This window comes from Pseudomonas sp. BIOMIG1BAC (genome assembly GCF_001705995.2).
GTDB classification, from domain to species: domain Bacteria; phylum Pseudomonadota; class Gammaproteobacteria; order Pseudomonadales; family Pseudomonadaceae; genus Aquipseudomonas; species Aquipseudomonas sessilinigenes.
In genome coordinates, this window is sequence record NZ_CP049045.1 from 5,307,938 (window position 1) to 5,328,678 (window position 20,741).

Genomic DNA, 20,741 nt, shown 5'->3' on the forward strand with positions numbered 1-20,741 from the left:
GCTATGGACTTTACGATTCAACACTTTATCGCCCTGGCGCCGCTGTTGATCACCAGCGCCACCCTTGTGGTGGTGATGTTGGCGATCGCCTGGCGTCGCAACCACTCCCAGACCTTCCTCCTCTCGGTGGCGGGTCTGAACCTGGCATTGCTGTCGATCTTCCCGGTGCTGAAAGTGGCACCCTTGGCGGTCACGCCGCTGTTGCAGATCGACCAGTTCGCCTGCCTGTACATGGCCCTGATCCTGGTGGCCACCCTGGCCTGCGTCACCCTGGCCCACGCCTACCTGGGCGATGGTGGCAGCGGTTACCCGGGCAACCGCGAAGAGCTGTACCTGCTGATCCTCCTGGCCGCCGCCGGTGGCCTGGTGCTGGTCAGCGCGCAGAACCTGGCCGGCCTGTTCATCGGCCTGGAACTGCTGTCGGTACCGGTCTACGGCCTGGTGGCCTATGCCTTCTTCAACAAGCGCTCCCTGGAAGCCGGCATCAAGTACATGGTGCTGTCGGCCGCCGGCTCGGGCTTCCTGTTGTTCGGCATGGCCCTGCTCTACGCAGAAGCCGGCAGCCTGAGCTTCAGTGGCATCGGCCATGCCCTGGCGGCCACCGGCCTGCCAAGCCCGCTGGCGCAACTGGGCCTGGGCATGATGCTGATCGGCCTGGCGTTCAAGCTGTCGCTGGTGCCCTTCCACCTGTGGACCCCGGACGTCTACGAAGGAGCCCCGGCTCCGGTGGCGGCCTTCCTGGCCACCGCCAGCAAGGTCGCGGTGTTCGCCGTGCTGGTGCGCTTGTTCCAGCTGTCGCCAGTGGCCAGCAGCGGCGTCCTGAGCAACGTCCTGACCGTGATCGCCATTGCCTCGATCCTGGTGGGTAACCTGCTGGCGCTGACCCAGAGCAACCTCAAGCGCCTGCTGGGTTACTCGTCCATCGCCCACTTCGGTTACCTGCTGATCGCCCTGGTGGCGAGCAAGGGCCTGGCAATGGAAGCCATCGGCGTGTACCTGGTCACCTACGTGATCACCAGCCTCGGCGCCTTCGGCGTGATCACCCTGATGTCCTCGCCCTACAAAGGTCGCGACGCCGACGCCCTGTACGAGTACCGCGGCCTGTTCTGGCGCCGTCCGTACCTGACCGCCGTGCTCACCGTGATGATGCTGTCCCTGGCCGGTATCCCGCTGACCGCGGGCTTCATCGGCAAGTTCTACATCATCGCCACCGGTGTCGAAGCGCACCAATGGTGGCTGGTAGGCTCGCTGATCCTGGGTAGCGCCATCGGCGTGTTCTACTACCTGCGCGTGATGGTCACCCTGTACCTGATCGAGCCGAACCTGCGTCGCGTCGATGCCCAGCTGCACTGGGAACAGAAAGCCGGTGGCGTCATGCTGCTGGCCATCGCGGTGCTGGCGTTCTTCCTCGGCGTGTACCCACAGCCACTGCTGACCCTGGTCCAGCATTCCGGCCTGGCGGGCTGATCGCCCAAGCGACAACGCTCCACACAGAACGGCACCTTCGGGTGCCGTTTTGCATTTCCGGCGCCCCGCCCTCCCCTCTTCCCACGCACCGCCGCCGAGGTAGTGAATATCCGCCAGCAACTCAACCTCTCGCGCTCGGTATTTGCCATGTACCTGCGCACCAACACCCGTACCCTGGAGAACTGGGAACAGGGCCGCGCTACCCCCAATGCCCAGGCCACTACCCTGATACGCCTGGTGGAGCGCTATCCCGACACGGTGGAACGCCTCGCTTCGCTGGCCTGAGCCAGCAGGCAGCGTTCAACAGGCAACAAAAAACCCGCGCCAGGCGGGTTTCTTGTTGTAGCGAACGTCGGCTCAGTCAGCCAGGCGCCAGGTAGTGCCGCCCTTGCCATCTTCCAGGATCACGCCCATGGCGGTGATCTGGTCGCGGATTCGGTCGGATTCGGCCCAGTCCTTGTTGGCACGAGCCGCCAGGCGAGCCTGGATAAGCGCCTCGACCTGCTCTGCATCGACCCGATCACCAGCACCGGCCTGCAGGAAGTCCTCGGCCTCCAGCTGCAATACGCCCAGCACATCGGCCAGTTGCCGCAAGCGGGCCGCCAGGCCAGCCGCCGAATCGAGGTCGCTCTCACGCAGGCGGTTGATCTCGCGCACCATCTCGAACAGCACGGCACAGGCTTCCGGGGTACCGAAGTCGTCGTTCATCACCTGGGTGAAACGCTCGACGAAGGCCTCGCCGCCGGCAGGGGCCACTTTCGGCAGGCCCTTGAGCGCGTGGTAGAACCGCTCCAGGGCGCCCTTGGCGTCCTTGAGGTTGTCTTCCGAGTAGTTGATCGCGCTGCGGTAGTGGCTGGACACCAGCAGGTAGCGCACCACCTCCGGATGGTACTTGTCGAGCACGTCGCGAATGGTGAAGAAGTTGTTCAAGGACTTGGACATCTTCTCGCCGTTGATGCGAATCATGCCGCAGTGCATCCAGGCATTGGCGTAGGTCTTGCCGGTGGCTGCCTCGCTCTGGGCGATCTCGTTCTCGTGGTGCGGGAACTCCAGGTCGCTGCCACCGCCATGGATGTCGAAGGTCTCGCCCAGGCAGCAGGTGGACATCACCGAGCACTCGATATGCCAGCCCGGACGCCCGGCGCCCCACGGCGACTCCCAGCTCGGCTCGCCCGGCTTGGTGGCCTTCCACAGGACGAAGTCCAGCGGGTCCTGTTTCGCTTCGTCGACCTCGATCCGCGCACCGATGCGCAGGTCCTCGATCTTCTTGCGCGACAGCTTGCCGTAGCCCATGAACTTGGCGACGCGGTAGTACACGTCACCATTGCCAGGCGCGTAGGCATAACCCTTGTCGATCAAGGTCTGGATCATGCTCAGCATGCCAGGGATATGATCCGTGGCCCGTGGCTCCAGGTCCGGCTTCTTGATGTTCAGCCGGGCCTCGTCCTCGTGCATGGCCGTGATCATGCGCTCGGTCAACGCGTTGTACGGCTCGCCGTTCTCTCGTGCCCGATTGATGATCTTGTCTTCGATATCGGTGATGTTGCGCACGTAGGTCAGGTTGTAGCCGCTGAAACGCAACCAGCGGGTCACCAGGTCGAAGGCGACCATGCTGCGGCCGTGGCCGATGTGGCAGTAGTCGTACACGGTCATCCCGCACACGTACATGCGCACATTGTTGCCATCCAGGGGCTTGAAGACTTCTTTGCTCTTGGTGAGCGTGTTGTAGATCGTTAGCACGTTAGTTCCTTGACTGAATCACTGACCCCAGGAGTCGCGCAGGGTCACGGTACGGTTGAATACCGGGGCACCTGGTTTCGAGTCCTTGATATCCGCGCAGAAGTAGCCTTCGCGCTCGAACTGGAAACGGTCCTCCGGCTGTGCGTTGCCCAACGAGGGTTCGGCACGACAACCAGTGAGCACTTGCAGGGAGTCAGGGTTGATGTTGTCCAGGAAACTGGCGCCGTCCTCGGCCTTCTCCGGGTTCGAGGAACGGAACAGGCGATCGTACAGGCGTACTTCGCACTCGACGCTGGCGGCGGCCGGCACCCAGTGGATCACGCCCTTGACCTTGCGGCCCTCCGGGTTCTTGCCCAGGGTGTCCGGATCGTAGGAGCAGCGCAGTTCGACGATGTTGCCGTCGGCATCCTTGATCGCCTCGTCGGCGCGGATCACGTAGCTGCCACGCAGGCGCACTTCACCGGCCGGCTCCAGGCGCTTGTAGCCTTTTGGCGGCTCTTCCATGAAGTCGTCGCGATCGATGTAGATTTCACGGGCGAATGGCAGCACGCGCACGCCCATGTCTTCTTTCGGGTGACGCGGCAGCTCGAGGTTCTCGACCTGGCCTTCCGGGTAGTTGGTGATCACCACCTTCAACGGGCGCAGCACGCACATGGCACGCGGGGCGCTCTGGTCGAGGTCGTCACGGATGCTGAACTCCAGCATGCCGAAATCCACCACGCCGTCGGAACGGTTGGTGCCGATCATCTCGCAGAAGTTACGGATCGACTTGGGGGTGTAGCCACGACGGCGGAAGCCCGACAGGGTCGACATGCGCGGGTCGTCCCAGCCGTTGACGTGCTGCTCGTCCACCAGTTGCTTGAGCTTGCGCTTGCTGGTGATGGTGTAGTTCAGGTTCAGGCGGCTGAACTCGTACTGGCGCGGTTTGCACGGCACCGGCAGGTTGTCCAGGAACCACTCGTACAGCGGACGATGGCTTTCGAACTCCAGGGTGCAGATCGAATGGGTGATGCCTTCGATGGCGTCCGACTGACCGTGGGTGAAGTCGTAGATCGGGTAGATGCACCACTTGTCACCGGTCTGGTGGTGATGGGCATGGCGAATGCGGTAGAGGATCGGGTCGCGCAGGTTCATGTTCGGCGAGGCCATGTCGATCTTGGCCCGCAGTACGCGTTCACCATCCTTGAACTCGCCGGCCTTCATGCGGGCGAACCAGTCCAGGTTCTCTTCCACCGAGCGCTCGCGGAACGGGCTGTTCTTGCCCGGCTCGGTGAGGGTGCCACGGTATTCCTTGGCCTGCTCGGGAGTCAGGTCGTCGACATAGGCCTTGCCCGCCTTGATCAGCTCCACCGCCCAATCGTGCAACTGGTCGAAATATTGCGAGGCATAGCGCACTTCACCGGCCCACTCGAAGCCCAGCCACTTGACGTCGCGCTCGATGGCGTCGATGTACTCCTGGTCTTCCTTGGCCGGGTTGGTATCGTCGAAACGCAGGTGGGTGACGCCGCCGAATTCCTGGGCCAGGCCGAAGTTCACGCAGATCGACTTGGCATGACCGATGTGCAGGTAGCCGTTGGGCTCCGGCGGGAAGCGGGTCACGATCTGAGAGTGTTTACCCGAATCCAGGTCCGCCTGGATGATCGGGCGCAGGAAGTTGACCGGTACGGCCGGTCCAGTCTTGGAATTGGAGGTAGGGTCGACAGTGGGCTTGCTCATAGGATCCTTGAACGTACAAGTGCGCGGCCGGATGCGGCCTGATAAATCAAAACGGATATCATAGCCGATGCTGTCAAGTGCCTGACAGAGCGCAGCTTTAAAACTGCGGCTATTAATAGCAGGCAAGTTAAAAAACCACCTCGAAATTCGCGGCTCTCAGGCTAAACTGCGCTCCTTGGCCGCAGGATGCGCCAGATCGGTCCGGACCGCTTGCCTGTCCCGGCCCCGAAGATTTCTTGAAAACGCTTTCCTTATAAAGAGTACCGACCATGACCCAAGTCAAACTGACCACCAACCACGGCGAGATCGTGCTGGAACTGAACGCCGAGAAAGCCCCGTTGACCGTGGCCAACTTCGTCGAATACGTGAAAGCCGGTCACTATGAAAACACCGTCTTCCACCGCGTCATCGGTAACTTCATGATCCAGGGCGGTGGTTTCGAACCTGGCATGAAAGAGAAGAAAGACAAGCGTCCAAGCATCCAGAACGAAGCGGACAACGGCCTTTCCAACGACAAGTACACCATCGCCATGGCCCGCACCATGGAGCCGCATTCGGCCTCCGCGCAGTTCTTCATCAACGTCACCGACAACAGCTTCCTCAACCACAGCGGCAAGACCGTGCAGGGCTGGGGCTACGCAGTATTCGGCAAGGTGATCGCCGGTACCGAAGTGGTCGACAAGATCAAGGGCGTGGCCACCACCATGAAGGCCGGCCACCAGGACGTACCCGCAGAAGACGTGATCATCGAGAAAGCCGAGATCATTGAGTGATACTGCTGATTTCAGACCTGCATCTGGAAGAGCAACGCCCGGACATCACCCGGGCGTTTCTGGATTTACTCGGTGGCCGCGCCCGCGGCGCCGAGGCGCTGTACATCCTCGGCGACTTCTTCGAGGTATGGATCGGCGACGATGCCATGACCCCCTACCAGCTTTCTATCTGCCAGGCATTGCGGGAACTGAGCGACAGCGGTACGCAAGTGTTCCTGATGCATGGCAATCGCGACTTCCTGCTCGGCAAGGCCTTCTGCAAGGCCGCCGGCGCCACCCTGCTCAAGGACCCCAGCGTCGTCGAGTTCTACGGCGAACCGGTGCTGCTGATGCACGGTGACAGCCTGTGCACTCGGGACGAGGCTTACCAGCGCATGCGCCGTTACCTGCGCAACCCGCTGAGCCTGTGGATCTTGCGAAACCTGCCACTGCGCACCCGGCACAAGCTGGCACGCAAGCTGCGCAACGAAAGCCGGGCGCAAACCCGCATGAAGGCCAACGATATTGTCGATGTGACCCCCGACGAAGTACCGAGGGTGATGCAACAGCACGGTGTACGCACCCTGGTGCATGGCCATACCCATCGTCCGGCGATCCACAAGCTGCAAATCGGCGAGCAAGCGGCCAAGCGCATCGTACTGGGCGACTGGGATCGACAGGGTTGGGCGTTGCAAGTGGATGAACAAGGATTCCACCTGGCGGCCTTCGACTTCATACCCTGCATACCGGCCCTGCCCGACTCACCCTAGGCACTTGCTGCCCGGGTGATGGAGCCGACTGGCCAAGAGCCGGTTGAACCGGTGACGGTCTCAACGAGCTCTTGGCTGGCACCCGGCCTTGGCCAGGCCTCAGTGCCCGGCCGACGCCGGCCCCGCCTTGGCGGCGAACGGCGGCTTGGCCAGCCACACCAGCAGGATCAGCCCCATGAAACTCCAGCCCAGCAACGTGAAGTAATCCACCGTGGACAGCATGTAGGCCTGGCTGGTGAGGATCTGGTCAAGTTGTGCATAGGCCTTGGTGCTCGCCCCGCCCAGGCTGCTCAAGGCATCCCGGGTGGCCGGATCGAAGGTGCTGATGTGCTCGCTCAGATAGGCATGGTGCTGGTCCGCCCGGCGAATCCAGATCCAGGTGGTCAGCGATGCCGCGAAGCTCCCGCCCAGGGTCCGCAGGAACGTCGCCAGGCCGGCGCCATCGGCAATTTCGTGGGGCGGCAGGTCCGACATCAGGATGCTCAGGGTCGGCATGAAGAACAGCGCCACGCCAATGCCCATGAACAACTGCACCAGGGCGATGTGCTGGAAGTCCACCTCGTTGGTGAAACCGGCGCGCATGAAGCAGCTCAGGCCAATGGCCAGGAACGCCAGGCCGGCGAGCAGGCGCAGGTCGAACCGGTGGGCGTACTTGCCGACGAAGGGCGACATCACGACCGGCAGGATCCCGATCGGCGCAACGGCCAACCCGGCCCAGGTGGCGGTGTAGCCCATCTGGGTCTGCAACCATTGCGGCAGGATCAGGTTGATCCCGAAGAACCCGGCATACCCCCCTACCAGCACGATGGTGCCGATCCGGAAGTTGCGGTGGGCAAACAGCCGCAGGTTGACCACCGGGTGCCGATCGGTCATTTCCCAGATCACGAAGACCGCCAGGGCGATCACCGAGACCAGCGTGCCGATAATGATGAAACTGGACTCGAACCAATCCAGGTCGTTGCCCTTGTCGAGCACGATCTGCAACGCCCCGACCCCGACGATCAGGCTGAGCAGGCCGATGTAGTCCATCGGCTGGCGACTGGTGACCACCGGCCGCGCCTTGAGCTGCTGCATCACCACCCAGGCGGCGAACAACCCGATGGGGATGTTGATGAAGAAGATCCAGGGCCAACTGTAGCTGTCGGTGATCCAGCCCCCCAGGATCGGCCCGGCGATCGGTGCCACCACCGTGACCATCGCCAGCAATGCCAGGGCCATCCCCCGTTTCGCCGGAGGGTACACGGCAATCAGCAGGGTCTGGGTCATTGGATAAAGAGGACCGGCCACCACTCCCTGCAATACCCGAAAGCCCACCAGCTCGGGCATCGAGGTGGAAATACCACACAGGAACGAGGCCAGCACGAACAGCAGCGTGGCCCAGATGAACAGCTTCACTTCACCGAAACGTCGGCTCAGCCAGCCGGTCAACGGCAAGGCGATAGCGTTGCTCACGGCGAACGAGGTAATCACCCAGGTGCCCTGCTCCGAGCTCACGCCCAGGTTGCCGGAAATGGTCGGCAACGCCACGTTGGCGATAGTGGTGTCGAGCACCTGCATGAAGGTTGCCAGCGACAGGCCGATGGTACTCAGCAGGAGGCTGGGGGGCGTGAAAGAGGCATTATTGCTCATCGCGAATCCCTTGGAACTGGACAGGCGCCTCGGTCGCTAGGCGCAACCGAGACTGGCGGATTGGCGAATCAGCGCTTGGCGGTCTTGCCGAGGGTCGCGCTGTTGTCGTGGATCAGGCGCGCAATCAAGGCATCGGCTTCGCCCAACTGACGGTCGTAGACGTTGGTGCTGAAGGAAGCCTGCTGCGGTGGTTGCTGGGCCAGGACCGGACCACTCTGGTCCCGCAGGTTGACGTTGACCACCGTCGACAGGCCAACCCGCAGCGGGTTCTTGGCCAGTTCCTCGGCATTGATATGAATGCGCACCGGCACCCGTTGCACGATCTTGATCCAGTTACCGGTAGCGTTTTGCGCCGGTAGCAGGGAGAAGGCACTGCCAGTACCGGCACCGAGACTGTCGACCGTACCGCTGTACTTCACATCGCTGCCATAGATATCCGCCTCGATGTCCACCGGCTGGCCGATGCGCATGTCGCGCAATTGGGTTTCCTTGAAGTTGGCGTCGATCCATAGCTGGTCCAGGGGAATCACCGCCATCAGGGCCGTACCCGGCTGGACCCGCTGGCCCAACTGCACAGTGCGCTTGGCCACATAACCGGTAACAGGCGCGATCAGGGTGCTGCGGGCATTGTTCAGGTAGGCCTGGCGCAGTTGCGCAGCGGCCGACTGTACATCCGGATGGTTGGAAACCACGGTGTCGTCCACCAGGGCGTTGGTGGTGGCAAGTTGCTGCTGGGCATTGGCCAGGGCATTTTGCGCGGTGGTCAGGTCATCCCGGGCATGGGACAGCTCCTCCTGGGAAATCGCTCCGCTGGCCGCCAGGTTCTTGCGGCGGCTGAAGTTGTCCTGGGCTTTTTGCACCTCGGCCTTCTGCGCCGCCACCTGGGCCCGCATGCCATCGACATTGCTGTACAGGCCGCGCACCTGGCGCACGGTACGGGCCAGGTTGGCCTCGGCGCTCTGCAGGCCGACCTGGGCATCGTTAGGGTCGAAATTGATCAGCACCTGGCCTTCGTGCACCAGGTCGCCATCATCGGCACCAATGCTGACCACGGTACCGGTGACCAGCGGAGTGATCTCCACCACGTTGCCATTCACATAGGCATCGTCGGTGTTCTCGTTCCAGCGGCCATAGAGTTCATGCCAGGCGAATACGCCCAATCCGCCCAGGATGACGATAGCGGTCAACCCCAGGAGCATCATCTTGCGCTTGCGCGGATTGGCGTTGTCCGGAGTGCTTGCAGTGTTTTGAGTGTCGGCGTTAGCCATGACAAATACCTCGAATTATGGAGTCTGCAGGACGGCGGTCGGGCTGGCCGAAGCCAGGTTCTGGGCATCGAAGCCGCCCCCCAGGGCTTGCATCAACTGGATCGACAGATCGATCTGCTGGGCATTGAGCGTGGCCAACTGGCGCTGGGCCTGCAGCAGTTGCTGCTCGATGCTCAGCACATCCAGATAGTTGCCAATGCCGGAGCCGTAGCGCTGGACCACGGTGTCGTAGGAGTCCTGGGCAATATCGGTCGCATGTTGCTGGGCACCGATCTGCCGCCCGATGTCGCGCAACTGGGCAACGCTGTCGCTGACATCCCCCAGGGCCGTCACCAGGGTCTTGTTGTATTGGGCTACCGCCAGGTCATAGTCGGCATTCCGGGCGTCGAGACTGGCCCGCAGGCGACCGCCATCGAAAATCGGCAGCGAGACCGTCGGGGCGATAGTGAAGAACCGGCTGGCCGAGCCGAACATCGCGTCTCCCAGCAACGACTCGGCACCGGCGCTGGCGCTCAGGTTGAGGTTGGGATAGAAGCGGGTCTTGCTGGCATCGATGTCCTTGCTCGCCGCCTCCACACGCCAACGGGCCGCCACCAGGTCGGGACGACGGCCCAACAACTCGGCGGGCAGGGTCGATGGCAAGGCCACTGCACTGGCTTGCAGGACTTTCGGCCGGCTGATCTCGTCAGCCCGGCCCGGGCCTTTGCCCAGCAGCACGGCCAGGGCGATCTTCGCGCTCTGCAGTTGTTTTTCAGCATCGATCAGGCTGGCCTGGGCACCAGCCTCCAGGCTCTCGGTCTGTTGATACTGGTATTGACTGTCGATCCCGGCACTCAGGCGCCGCTGGCTGAGTTCCAACATCTGCCGGGTACGCTTGAGATCCTCGGCGGCCAGGTCATGGACAATATGGGCATGCCCCAGGTCGCTGTAGGCGCGGGCGACATCGGCGGCCAGGGTCAGGCTGGCGGCCTGGCGATCGACCTCGGCGGCCCGGGCCTGGCCCAATGCGGCTTCCCAAGCGGCACGCTGGCCACCCCAGAGATCGAAGTTGTAGTTGAAGCTGGCGCTGATGTTACGCACCGTGGAGTAGGCACCACCCTGGCCACGCGGGTCCTGGTCACGAGCCAGGCGCGAACGGCTGGCACCGGCCTTGGCATCCAGGGTCGGCATTCTTTCAGCATCGGCAGCGTAGGCGGCAGCGCTGGCCTGGTGGGCCCGGGCACTGGCGATCTGCATATCCGGGCTGTCCCGCAGGGCTTCCTGGATCAGGCCGTCGAGCTGGCTGTCGCCCAGGCTCTTCCACCAGTCGCTGCGGGGCCAGGCCGCTGGCGACAGCGACACGCCATTTAAGGCCTTGCCGGTGGCCAGGCTTTGCGCCGACAGGCTCACACCCTCGGTATCCAGGCCGCTGTAGTTGGCGCAACCAGCCAGGCTCATGGCCAAGAGCACCAGGCTGACACGCGTGCGCAAGACTTTACTGCTCATTTAGCACCTACCCGCTGGATGGTGATCGGGTCACCCGCTGCCAGCAAAATTTTCTTCAGGATCTGCTCTAGCGTGCCCAGCTCCTCGGGCGTGATCGCCCCCACCAACTGGTTCATCGCTTCGGCACCGATGTGCGGCAACCGATCCGCCAGCTTGCGTCCTTCTTCCGTGAGTAACAGTTGCACCTGGCGCCGATCGCCTTCCGAGCGTTTGCGGGCAAGAAAATCCTTTTGTTCCAGGCGGTCGAGCATGCGGGTCATCGAGCCGCTGTCCAGCGACAGGTGACGGCACAGCTCGGCCGGGGTATCGACATCGAACTGCGCCATGATGATCAGCACCTTGAACTGCGCGGCCGTGATGCCATGGGGTTCCATGTGGGTGTCGATGATCCGGTCCTTGAGCAAGGCCGCACGTCCCAGCAGCAACCCGAGATGGCAATTGTGAAAGTTGTCCGGCTGGAAATGCTTCATCTGACCACCGTTAGCTGCCTAGGCAGGGATAATGTGTCGAGATGTTACTGCCTAGGCAGCGAATGTCAACGTAATAATTAGCATGCTCTTTATTTGCAGGATGAACGCAAGCTCACAGTGGCCAGGAACCACTGCGCGAGCCCTCAGGGAAATGCAATCGAGAAAGGGCCCTGGGGCCGCCGCACTGCGGATCGATACAGGTCCTGTGGACCTTGGCGCATGCGGCGGCGACAGGGAGCGCGAGGCTAGAAGTCGCGTTTGTAGAAGATGTCCAGGGAGCTGGCGAAGCCGCTCGCGGCCTCCAGGTAGACCTTCTTGCTCAACTTGTAGCGCAGGGCAATGGTGCTGGCTGGCTCGAAGACGCCCACACCGTAGCGCAGGCTGAGCTTCTCGGAGATGCTGCCACTGGCCACCACGCTCGTCGCGTTGCCAGAGCCCTGGGTGTCCAGTTGGAAGTCCTGGATCCCCAGGTTCTTGGCGATACCGCCGGTCAGCTCCGCACTCCCCATCAAACCCAGGCCAAGGGCGGCCTGGGCCAGCATGTTGTTGTCTTCGCCGTTGGAGCTCAGCGGCCGCCCCAGTACCAGATAAGACAGGGCCTGCTCCTGGCCCATGGCCGGTTCGGAGAAGATCTGGGTCGTCGGCTGTTCGGCGCTCCCGCTCAAGCGAATCCCAGCAATCACATTGTCGGTCTGGCGCACCGCCTCGATATCCAGGTACGGCTGGTCGATCGGCCCGGCGAACAATAGCCGCGCCCGCCGCACGGTCAGGCGCTGGCCGTAGGCGCGATAACGTCCATCGTTGAGCCACAGCTCGCCGCGGGTATCCAGGTTGTCGCCAATATGCACATGACCTTGCAGGTTGGCGGTCAGGCCGAAACCGGAAAACGCCAGCTTGTCCTGGCCGACCTCCACATCGATGTTCATCGCCATGGCCATGGGCGCCTTGCCCTCGACGGCCTGCTGGCCAACGATCACCGTGTCATCGGAAACCTTGACCGTCGATGGCGGCAGTTCACGCACGGTGATCTGTCCCTTGGGGATCAGGACCTTGCCGACGACAGCCAGCTTGTTGTCCTGCAACGAGATTTTCAGGTCGGGCGCCACTTCCAGCGCGGCATAGGGCTCGACCGTCACCGGCAGTTGGGTCCCCTTGAGATTCAGGTCCACCAGCAGTTCGCGGCCCCAGGCGATATTGCCGTTCAGGCTGCCCTGCCCGTTCTTGCCGCCTTTCCAGCCGCCATCCAGGCGTACGCTCTCCCCCATGATCTGCGCTGTGAGCTGCAAATCCTCGAGGCTGGTGGGCAACTCGGAACCGGAGACCTGGCCTCCAGTCAGCTGCAAATTGCCATTGACCTGCGGAGCCAGGAGGCTGCCGGACAAACGGCCACTGCCATTCAAGCTGCCGCTGAGCTTCTCCACCATGGGCACGAAGGGCCGCGCCACGGACAGGTCCAACCCGCTGAGGCGAAAGTCACCCGATAGCGGCTTGTTCTTGGGTAACGGATTGATCTGGGCCTGGACCATCAGTTCCCCGAGCTTGCCACCGACGAACTGCAACTGGGTGTCGATGCGCCTTGGAGCCAGGCGGGCGTCGAGCTTGAGGGCCTGATAGGGAAAGTCCAGCCATTGGTCCTTGTCCTTGACCCGCAAGGTGCCGCCACTGGCATCCAGCAGGATCTGCCCCTTCGGGCCGCTGGCCGGCAAGTCCAACTGCACATCGGCGTTGAGCAGGCCCTTCCAGGCAAAGTCCTTGGGCAACCACTGGGCCAGGCTGTCGATGGGGAAGCGCTTGAGGTGATAGCGCAGTTTCGGGTCGGGCATCAGCCGCTGGTCTTCGCCACACAGGCTGGCGTCACCGCTGATCCAGCAATGGGCACCAAAGTTGAGCGTGCCGCTGGCCAAGCGCTCCAGCTTGGCCGGGCTTTGCAAGGCCCAGTCCTGGCCACCGCTGTGCACTTCGCCGCTGGCCAGGCGCCCACGCCAGTTCCCCTGGTCCAGGGCGCCGTCCAGGCCCAGGGCCAGTTTCAATAGCGGACCTTGCAGGTCCAGTTGCAGCTTCTGCTTCTTGATATCGCCCTGGCCCGACAGGGTCAGGGTGCCCAGGGAAGTCTCTGCGACCTGGATCCCGCCACCCTTGAGATCGAGCTGGGCCTTCTGCCCGGCATCGAGGCTGGCATCGAGCTTGAGGCTCTGCAGGTGGTTATCGGCAAAGGCCAGTTGCTGCCCGGAAAGATCCACCTTGCCCTGCGGGGCCTTGAGGGTTCCTGCCAGGTCGAGTCGACCGTTGAGCTGGCCACGCAACTGCGGCCAGAGCTGGCCCAGGCGCGGCATCTTGATATCCAGCTGGCCACTGATTTTCTGCTGCAGGCTCGCCGAGCCATTGACCCGGTTGTCCCCGAGGCGAATGTCCAGGTTGCCCAGTTGCCATTGCTCCCCTGCCCCATCGGCCTTGGCCAGCAGCACCGCAGGCTGGCCGCGCAGGCGTCCCTTGAGGTCCAGGTCGGCATTGAGCTTGAGTTGCTGGTTCTTCAGTTCGCCCTGGCTGCGCAACGGGCCGGCCAGGGTACCGGGCAGCTCGGCCAGCCAGTAGGCAGGGTTGATCGCCGATAGTTCCAGGGCCGTATCCCAGGCCACACCGTCGGCAAATTGCAGGTTCAGGTGCCCTTCGGCCTTGCCCTGGCCGGCACTGAGTTGCAATTGCGGCAGGTAGAGCTTGCCCAGGTCGCCACTGAAGGGGCTGGCCAGGCTGAAAGCCCCCGCCGGACCATCCAGGTCGCCCTTGAAGTTGCCCAGGTAATTGCCATCGCGATATGCCACCTCGGCGTTGAACTTGCGCAACGCCACGGCCGGTTCGTCGATCGACGGATAAAGGCGATGCCAGGGGAAATCCAGCCAGGCCAGCCGGGCCTCGGCAGCGAACCCTTCGGTCCAATCCAACTGCCCGTCGAGCCTGAGGCTTTGCTTGTCGTTGGCCACCAGCTCCAGCGTCGAGATCTGCGCGCCCTTGGCGTCGACCTTGCCTTGCAACGACAAGGCCACGGGCCCCTGCTCAGCTGGCAGGCTGGCCTTGCCTTCAAGCAGGTAGCCATTGTGCAGGTCGCCCTTGCCGGTGAGTTCCAGCTGGTTCAGTTGCAACGTGTCCGGCAAGTCGGCACTGGCCTTGAAGCCATCGGCAGTGATCCGCACCTGGGCCGGCAGGTTCTGCACCAGGGGTTGCAGCTCGCCCGTCAGCCGTCCTTGCAGGTAACCGCTACTGTCGGCGTGCAGCGTGAGGGTCTTGAGCAGCTCGCCGTCGACCTTCAAGGCCAGGTTCCAGGGGGCTTTGCCAGGGGCTGGCAGGCCCAGCCTGCCCTCGGCCGCCAGGGGCCAGTCGCCACTGGGTTGCAGCAGGCCGGACAGCTCCAGGCTCAGGTCGTCACGCTGCAAGTGCAACGTGTCGATGCGCATGCCCTCGCCCGTCCAATGCGCCGACAATTGCAGCCCCTTGAGTTGCTCGCTGCCATCGAGCAACAGGCTGCCGACCCGGACCTGGCCCAGCTCGATGGCCAGCGGCAGACGCAACTCCGGCAGGCTGATGGGCCCGGAGCTGTCGTCGCTACCGGGAGCGAACTGCAGGCTGACCTGCTCGGCCTCCAGGCGTTCGATGCACAGGGCCATGCGCAATAGGCAGGCGGGGGACCAGGCGAACTGCACCGTATTGATCTCGACCCGGTTGCCATCCAGTTCCCACAGCAGGCGCTCGGCGTGCCATTGGCCACCCAGGCGCCCCTCGAAACGATCCACGCTCAGCCCCGGCACCTGGCCCAGGGCCCAGCGACTGCCGGCCTGGGTCCCGAGAATGGAGGCCAGTACCAGGATGATCAGGATCACCAGCGCAAGGATCGCCAGCAACGTTATTTTCAAACCACGCGTCAAAGCTCTGGCCCCATGGAAAAGTGCAAACGTATGCCGCCGTCGTCATTCATGGCGTGAGCCAGGTCGACACGGATCGGACCGACCGGCGACACCCAGCGCACACCGACCCCGACCCCGGTCTTCAAGCTCGGCAGCTCCAGTTTGTCGAAGGAGTTGCCCTGGTCGATGAACGTCGCGATCCGCCATTTTTCAGCAACGGAGTACTGATACTCGACGCTGCCGGCCATCATGTAGCGGCCACCGATACGGTCGCCCCGGGAGTTTTTCGGTGACAGGCTCTGGTAGTCGTAGCCTCGCACGCTCTGGTCGCCACCGGCGAAGAAGCGCAGGGATGGCGGTATCGACTTGTAACCGTTGGTGGCACTGCCGCCGAACTGGATCCGCCCGAGCAAACGGTGATCGTCCCAGACGGTGGTCAGGCCCTTGAGCAGGACCGTGCCGTACAACAGGTTGGTATCGGAGCCCAAGCCTTCCTTGGCCAGCTTGGTATCGAACTGGATGCGGTAGCCATTGTGGGGGTCGATGCGGTTGTCACTGCGCAGGTACGAATAGGTGAGGCCCGGCATCAGCAGGTTGCTCAAGCCCGAGTCGTCGCCCAACCGGTACTCTTCCCGTTGGTACTTGAGCGATACCACTCGCTGCCAGCCACTGGGCAACTTGCTGTGCCATTCAGGCCCCAGGGTCACCAGCTTGCTCAGGGTGTCGGTACCGGAAATTTCTTCGTTCTGGTACCCGCCGGCAAAGCGCAGCTTGTCGGTCAATGGTGGGTCCAGCGGAATGTCGTACCACAGGCCGACGTTCTGCCGCGGCTGGGAAACCTCGGCTTCCCAACCGTAGCTGTGGCCTTGCGGGTTGACCCAGTGCCGGGTCCAGTTGGCCTTGACCCGGGGCCCGACGTCGGTGGAGTAGCCCAGGCCCAGGCCCATGGTCCTTGGCTTGCGGGTTTCGAGCTGGACGGCCACCGGGATCACCTCGTGCTCGGCGGCGGTGGGCGCGGCGTCTACCCTCACCCCCTCGAAATAACCACTGGATTGCAGGGCGCGGTTGAGATCGGCGATCAGCTCGGAGTCATAGGGCGTTCCGGACTTGAACGGCACCATGCGCCGCAGCAGGTCTTCATCGAACAGCGAATCCCCGCTGAAGCTCACCTTGCCCAGGGCGTAGCGCGGCCCGCTGTCGTAGACCAGCTCGATATCCGCCACACCGGCCTGGGGGTCCACCCGCAGTTGCTGGCGAGTAAAGCGCCCACTGAAAAAGCCATAGCGCGAAGCCTGGTTCTGGATCAGGCGCTTGGCATCTTCATAGCGCCCATGGTTGAGCACCGAGCCAGGCTTGAGCTGCTCGCTGTCGGGCGTACGAAAGGACTTGAAGGAGGCTGCCGGGCCTTCGACACGAATGGTCACATCCCGCAGGTGCACCGGCTCGCCAGGGTCGATGCGCAACAGCAGGCGCGGCTTGTCGCCGCCGCGCACTTCGCTGGAGATCAATGGCTGGTAGTAGCCCAGGGCCTGGGCGGCTTTCTTGGCTTGCTCCTCAGCACCCCGGCTGAACCTCAGCAGGGCTTCTTCATCTCGATCACCAAGATCGCCGATATAACCTTCGATATTGGCCTTAAGCTCATCGTTGGCAGGTTTTACCCTGACAGCCAATTCGCTCTGCGCCAGCGCCGCACAGCTTGTGAACAACAGCAAAAAGCCGCTGGTAAATCTTCCGGAAAACTTCATAGGCGCGGATGCTATCACGAGCTTGGGAGGGCGATAGAGCGCTCAGGGACAAGGAAAGTTCGATTCAGCCCATTGCTCTTTGCAAGTGCTGCGGACTGGGGTGGAAAAACACATGCTCGCGCACCGGCCCCACCGCCACCTCACCGATCTCCTGATAACCCTGGCGCTGGTAGAACGCCAGGTAGCGGGGATTGCCGGTATCCAGCACCACTCCCCGAGAATGCTCGTCCACGGCACACCAATTGTGCACGGCCTCCAACAGTTGCTCGCCAAAATGCTGCCCCTGGAACTGCGGGTGCACTCCCAGCAGCGGCAGAACATGCAATGCATCGCTAGGCAGGCAGGCCCGGACGGCATCGTGATAGTCCAGGTAGCGCCGGGTGCATCGCAAGCCGGTGCTGAGCACCATGCGCATTCTCCAGGCCCAGCTTTCGGTGATCCCCAGTCGACGTTGTGGTGGAGCGATGAGGGCGATGCCGATCAGCCGGTCGTTGACCAACAGGCCAATGGCCGGCAGGTCCTGCATGAAGTGCTGCTTGACCAGCTCGCGTACCGTGGCCCGCACCCGCTGTTCATAACCGGCCCGCTCGGACTCGAAGATGAAGCCGAACGTCGGTTCATGGCGATACGCATGGTAGAGCAGCGACCGCGCTTCACGGGAATAGCCGCTGTCGAGCATATGGACATCGGCAATGACATTGCTGGCATCAGGCATGACGGTCACTCCCTTGGGTCCGGCGCAAATGGCCGTGTACTTGTATTACGAGCCTTGCGCGCCGCTGATCGTTCCCGCGCCCAAGGACATTAGCAGTGCATCGGCGACGCCGCCACGCTGGTCGATCCGGACGTTGTCAGCTAGCATCGTTGTTTTGCCAGGACCGCCGACCATGAAGATCGTCTCGTTCAATATCAACGGGCTGCGCGCCCGCCCCCATCAGCTGGCGGCGCTGATCGACAAACACCAGCCCGATGTCATCGGCCTGCAGGAAACCAAGGTCGCCGACGACCAGTTCCCCCTGGCCGAGATCCAGGAGCTGGGTTATCACGTGCACTACCATGGGCAGAAGGGTCACTACGGTGTCGCACTGCTCTCGCGCCAGGCACCACTGGCACTGCACAAGGGCTTCGAGAACGACGAAGAAGACGCCCAGCGTCGTTTCATCTGGGGTACCTTCGCCGATGCCGATGGCACCCCGGTGACCATCATGAACGGCTACTTCCCCCAGGGCGAAAGCCGTGACCACCCCACCAAGTTCCCCGCCAAGGAGCGCTTCTACAGCGACCTGCAACAGTTGCTGGAAAGTCGCTTCAACAATGAGCAGCCCCTGGTGGTCATGGGCGATGTGAACATTTCCCCGGAAGATTGCGATATCGGCATTGGCGCCGACAACGCCAAGCGCTGGCTCAAGACCGGCAAGTGCAGCTTCCTGCCGGAAGAGCGCGAGTGGATGGCACGCCTGAAGAACTGGGGCCTGGTGGACAGTTTCCGCCACCTGAACCCTGAGGTGGACGACCGCTTCAGCTGGTTCGACTATCGCAGCCGCGGCTTCGAGGTGGAACCCAAGCGCGGCCTGCGCATCGACCTGATCATGGCCTCCCGGGGATTGTTGCCACGGATCAAGGATGCCGGAGTCGACTATGACCTGCGAGGCATGGAGAAACCTTCTGACCATGCGCCGATCTGGCTCGAGCTGAGCTGATTGCCAGGCACAAAAAAGCCCATCTGACGATGGGCTTTTTTCTACCAGTTTACAGCTGGACGCGCTGGACTCGGTCAGTGGTACCGGCGCTGGCAATCTCGCCGATGGCCCTCTCCAGAGACTCTTCCGAATCGTACAGGTGACTGGTGAGGATCACCTCATTGCCGGACTTGAGCTTGAAATAAGGCTTGCCGCCCGCCGAAATTTTCTTGACGTAGCGCTCGGCGAAGGAGCAGTGTGCGCGGAACAGGCCGAGGGCTGCCTCGGCACTGTCCCGGCAGGGGTAGCGGTCGCTTTGAAGCATGGTCTGCGCCTCCTTTGTCTTGAGCAAGAATCTGCACGCACCACTGCCATACTGCTTCAGTTCAAACCAGGCACTCATTTGCAACTCCTTTGAAAGTCACGAGAACTGGCAGCTCCACGCTGCCGGGGCATCTGCGGGGATGACGCGTTGGCAGTCGCCCCAATCCCCTACAGACAAAGTTGTCCACTCTACGTATGCCCCAAAGGCTGGTCTTTAGGAAAAATCTCAAAAAATCTAGAGAAAACAGCTATTTATAGCGTAGGACTTTCGCCATTTATTGAAGGCAAGCGCCCTTCGTCACATCCCTGTCACCTCCCTGACTTAATCTCGCCGGCACGTACCTCTTCCTCTATATAGAAGGCCAGTGCCACCATGCCCCGCGTTGCTTCCGCCAGTGAACGAGATATCTGGTGCAGGACCATCAGCCTGTTCCTGATCGGCTTCATTTGCTATGCCCTGCCCTGGTCGGCATTCGCTGCCCTGCCCCTGGTTGCGGATAACGCGGCGGTCCTGCGAATCCAGGGCTCCAACACCATTGGGGCACGGCTCGGCCCGGCACTGGCCAAGGGCTTGATGGAGCAGCAGGGCCTGCGCGACATCAAGATCCAGGCAAACAGCAAGGACAATGAGCAGCAGATCGTCGGCCTGACGCCCCAAGGCCGCCAGGTCCGGATAGACGTGGCCGCCCATGGCTCGAGCACCGGCTTTGCCGCCCTGAAGAACACCCGGGCCGACCTGGCGGCCTCATCGCGCCCGATCAGGGACAGCGAGCTGGTGGAGCTGGAAAGCCTCGGCGACCTGAAGAGTCCTGGCGCCGAGCAGGTCATCGCCATCGATGGCTTGGCGATCATCCTGCATCCACACAATCCCCTGACCCGCCTGAGCACCGAGCAACTGGCGCGCCTGTTCAGCGGCGAAGCCAAGACCTGGGAAGAATTGGGGGGGATCGGTGGCCCGGTTCATCTCTATGCCCGGGATGATCAGTCCGGCACCTACGACACCTTCAAGGAACTGGTGCTGGGCCGACGCGGCAAAAGCCTGAGCGCCACAGCAAAACGCTTCGAGTCCAGCGAACAGCTATCCGATGCAGTCAGCCAGGACCCTCAAGGCATCGGTTTCATCGGCCTGCCCTACGTGCGCCAGGCCAAGGCGGTGGCCATCGCCGACGGTGACTCGCAGCCCATGCTGCCACTCAACAGCCTGATCGCCACCGAGGACTATCCGCTGTCGCGTCGGTTGTACCTGTACCTGCCACCCACTAGCCAAAACCCCTGGGCCGAGGCACTGGTCAACTTTGCCCAAAGCGCCAAGGGACAGGCCATCGTGGCCTCCAACGGCTTCGTCGCCCAGACCGTACGAGCCATGAGCGTGACGCCCAGCTCGCAGATGCCCGAGGCCTACCAGGCCCTGACCCGGGAGGCCCAGCGCCTGAGCGTGAACTTTCGCTTCGAGGAAGGCAGCGCCAACCTGGACAACAAGGCCCGCCAGGACCTGAACCGCGTCCTGGACTACCTGCGCCAGCACGGCAAGATGACTCGCCAAGTGACCCTGGCCGGATTCGGCGATGACAAGAGCGACCCGAGCCGGGCCGCGCTGCTGTCCAAGTTGCGGGCCATGGCGGTGCGTCGGGAGCTGGTGAAAAGTGGTGTGGTGTTCCGCGAAATTCGCGGCTTCGGTGCGCAACTGCCGGTAGCGGCCAACACCGCCGACGAGGGGCGAATCAAGAACCGGCGGGTGGAGGTCTGGGTCTACTGAAACAACGCTCGCTACCTGTCGGCAAGTTGCACCGACAGGTAGCG

At 62.7% G+C, this 20,741-nt stretch carries 15 protein-coding genes and 1 pseudogene; 6 read left to right on the forward strand and 10 right to left on the reverse strand.

Going from position 1 to position 20,741, the window contains the following annotated elements:
- Positions 1-3 precede the first annotated feature (3 nt).
- Positions 4-1,467 (forward strand): NADH-quinone oxidoreductase subunit NuoN, encoded by a 1,464-nt coding sequence (gene nuoN, locus ATY02_RS24635; protein WP_068582507.1) that lies wholly within the window; start codon positions 4-6, stop codon positions 1,465-1,467.
- Positions 1,468-1,542: 75 nt separating this feature from the next.
- Positions 1,543-1,752, forward strand: a pseudogene (locus ATY02_RS24640) (helix-turn-helix domain-containing protein); the annotation flags it as partial.
- A 72-nt stretch (positions 1,753-1,824) separates the two neighbouring features.
- Here the strand turns inward: ATY02_RS24640 and cysS are convergent.
- Both cysS and ATY02_RS24650 read right to left on the reverse strand, forming a co-directional pair.
- Positions 1,825-3,207: a cysteine--tRNA ligase gene (gene cysS, locus ATY02_RS24645; RefSeq protein ID WP_068582510.1), complete on the reverse strand. Its 1,383-nt coding sequence runs from the start codon at positions 3,205-3,207 to the stop codon at positions 1,825-1,827.
- Positions 3,208-3,225: 18 nt separating this feature from the next.
- Positions 3,226-4,923, reverse strand: coding sequence for a glutamine--tRNA ligase/YqeY domain fusion protein (locus ATY02_RS24650; RefSeq protein WP_068582514.1), 1,698 nt, complete (start codon positions 4,921-4,923; stop codon positions 3,226-3,228).
- Positions 4,924-5,192: 269 nt separating this feature from the next.
- On the opposite strand from ATY02_RS24650, the gene ATY02_RS24655 reads away from it, so the two are divergent.
- Positions 5,193-5,696 (forward strand): peptidylprolyl isomerase, encoded by a 504-nt coding sequence (locus ATY02_RS24655; RefSeq protein ID WP_068582517.1) that lies wholly within the window; start codon positions 5,193-5,195, stop codon positions 5,694-5,696.
- Positions 5,693-6,445 (forward strand): UDP-2,3-diacylglucosamine diphosphatase, encoded by a 753-nt coding sequence (gene lpxH / locus ATY02_RS24660; protein ID WP_068582519.1) that lies wholly within the window; start codon positions 5,693-5,695, stop codon positions 6,443-6,445. Before ATY02_RS24655 ends, lpxH begins: the two co-directional genes overlap by 4 nt.
- Before the next feature lie 99 nt (positions 6,446-6,544).
- Here lpxH and ATY02_RS24665 read toward each other — a convergent pair whose 3' ends face one another.
- The 7 genes from ATY02_RS24665 to ATY02_RS24695 form a co-directional block, all read right to left on the reverse strand.
- The gene (locus ATY02_RS24665) at positions 6,545-8,074 is read right to left on the reverse strand and encodes a DHA2 family efflux MFS transporter permease subunit (RefSeq protein WP_068595721.1); all 1,530 of its coding nucleotides are present in this window, start codon (positions 8,072-8,074) and stop codon (positions 6,545-6,547) included.
- Positions 8,075-8,142: 68 nt separating this feature from the next.
- A complete protein-coding gene (locus ATY02_RS24670; RefSeq protein WP_068582558.1) occupies positions 8,143-9,342 on the reverse strand; it encodes an HlyD family efflux transporter periplasmic adaptor subunit in 1,200 nt (399 codons plus the stop codon).
- Positions 9,343-9,357: 15 nt separating this feature from the next.
- Complete coding sequence (locus ATY02_RS24675) at positions 9,358-10,827, reverse strand: efflux transporter outer membrane subunit (protein WP_068582555.1); 1,470 nt, start codon at positions 10,825-10,827, stop codon at positions 9,358-9,360.
- Positions 10,824-11,297: a MarR family winged helix-turn-helix transcriptional regulator gene (locus ATY02_RS24680; protein ID WP_068582552.1), complete on the reverse strand. Its 474-nt coding sequence runs from the start codon at positions 11,295-11,297 to the stop codon at positions 10,824-10,826. The genes ATY02_RS24675 and ATY02_RS24680 overlap by 4 nt, the downstream gene beginning before the upstream one ends.
- Before the next feature lie 245 nt (positions 11,298-11,542).
- Entirely contained in the window at positions 11,543-15,214 is a 3,672-nt protein-coding gene (locus ATY02_RS24685) for a translocation/assembly module TamB domain-containing protein (RefSeq protein WP_068582549.1), read from the reverse strand.
- Positions 15,211-16,938 (reverse strand): autotransporter assembly complex protein TamA, encoded by a 1,728-nt coding sequence (locus ATY02_RS24690; RefSeq protein WP_068582545.1) that lies wholly within the window; start codon positions 16,936-16,938, stop codon positions 15,211-15,213. Before ATY02_RS24690 ends, ATY02_RS24685 begins: the two co-directional genes overlap by 4 nt.
- Positions 16,939-17,002: 64 nt before the next feature.
- On the reverse strand, positions 17,003-17,653 hold the full coding sequence (locus tag ATY02_RS24695; protein WP_068582542.1) for a GNAT family N-acetyltransferase: 651 nt from the start codon (positions 17,651-17,653) through the stop codon (positions 17,003-17,005).
- Between the two features lie 172 nt (positions 17,654-17,825).
- On the opposite strand from ATY02_RS24695, the gene xthA reads away from it, so the two are divergent.
- Entirely contained in the window at positions 17,826-18,638 is an 813-nt protein-coding gene (gene xthA / locus ATY02_RS24700; RefSeq protein ID WP_068582538.1) for an exodeoxyribonuclease III, read from the forward strand.
- A 49-nt stretch (positions 18,639-18,687) separates the two neighbouring features.
- Here xthA and ATY02_RS24705 read toward each other — a convergent pair whose 3' ends face one another.
- Complete coding sequence (locus ATY02_RS24705; protein ID WP_225926507.1) at positions 18,688-18,942, reverse strand: YegP family protein; 255 nt, start codon at positions 18,940-18,942, stop codon at positions 18,688-18,690.
- 372 nt (positions 18,943-19,314) lie between these two features.
- On the opposite strand from ATY02_RS24705, the gene ATY02_RS24710 reads away from it, so the two are divergent.
- On the forward strand, positions 19,315-20,697 hold the full coding sequence (locus ATY02_RS24710) for a substrate-binding domain-containing protein (protein WP_068582533.1): 1,383 nt from the start codon (positions 19,315-19,317) through the stop codon (positions 20,695-20,697).
- Positions 20,698-20,741: the final 44 nt, after the last annotated feature.

Excerpts from the sequence above, each read along its gene's own strand:
- xthA (WP_068582538.1), top strand. The coding sequence starts at position 17,826 with ATGAAGATCGTCTCGTTCAATATCAACGGGCTGCGCGCCCGCCCCCAT.
- ATY02_RS24670 (WP_068582558.1), bottom strand. The coding sequence starts at position 9,342 with ATGGCTAACGCCGACACTCAAAACACTGCAAGCACTCCGGACAACGCC.
- ATY02_RS24695 (WP_068582542.1), bottom strand. The coding sequence starts at position 17,653 with ATGCCTGATGCCAGCAATGTCATTGCCGATGTCCATATGCTCGACAGC.
- ATY02_RS24710 (WP_068582533.1), top strand. The coding sequence starts at position 19,315 with ATGCCCCGCGTTGCTTCCGCCAGTGAACGAGATATCTGGTGCAGGACC.
- ATY02_RS24655 (WP_068582517.1), top strand. The coding sequence starts at position 5,193 with ATGACCCAAGTCAAACTGACCACCAACCACGGCGAGATCGTGCTGGAA.
- ATY02_RS24650 (WP_068582514.1), bottom strand. The coding sequence starts at position 4,923 with ATGAGCAAGCCCACTGTCGACCCTACCTCCAATTCCAAGACTGGACCG.
- ATY02_RS24705 (WP_225926507.1), bottom strand. The coding sequence starts at position 18,942 with ATGCTTCAAAGCGACCGCTACCCCTGCCGGGACAGTGCCGAGGCAGCC.
- ATY02_RS24675 (WP_068582555.1), bottom strand. The coding sequence starts at position 10,827 with ATGAGCAGTAAAGTCTTGCGCACGCGTGTCAGCCTGGTGCTCTTGGCC.
- ATY02_RS24665 (WP_068595721.1), bottom strand. The coding sequence starts at position 8,074 with ATGAGCAATAATGCCTCTTTCACGCCCCCCAGCCTCCTGCTGAGTACC.
- ATY02_RS24680 (WP_068582552.1), bottom strand. The coding sequence starts at position 11,297 with ATGAAGCATTTCCAGCCGGACAACTTTCACAATTGCCATCTCGGGTTG.
- nuoN (WP_068582507.1), top strand. The coding sequence starts at position 4 with ATGGACTTTACGATTCAACACTTTATCGCCCTGGCGCCGCTGTTGATC.
- ATY02_RS24690 (WP_068582545.1), bottom strand. The coding sequence starts at position 16,938 with ATGAAGTTTTCCGGAAGATTTACCAGCGGCTTTTTGCTGTTGTTCACA.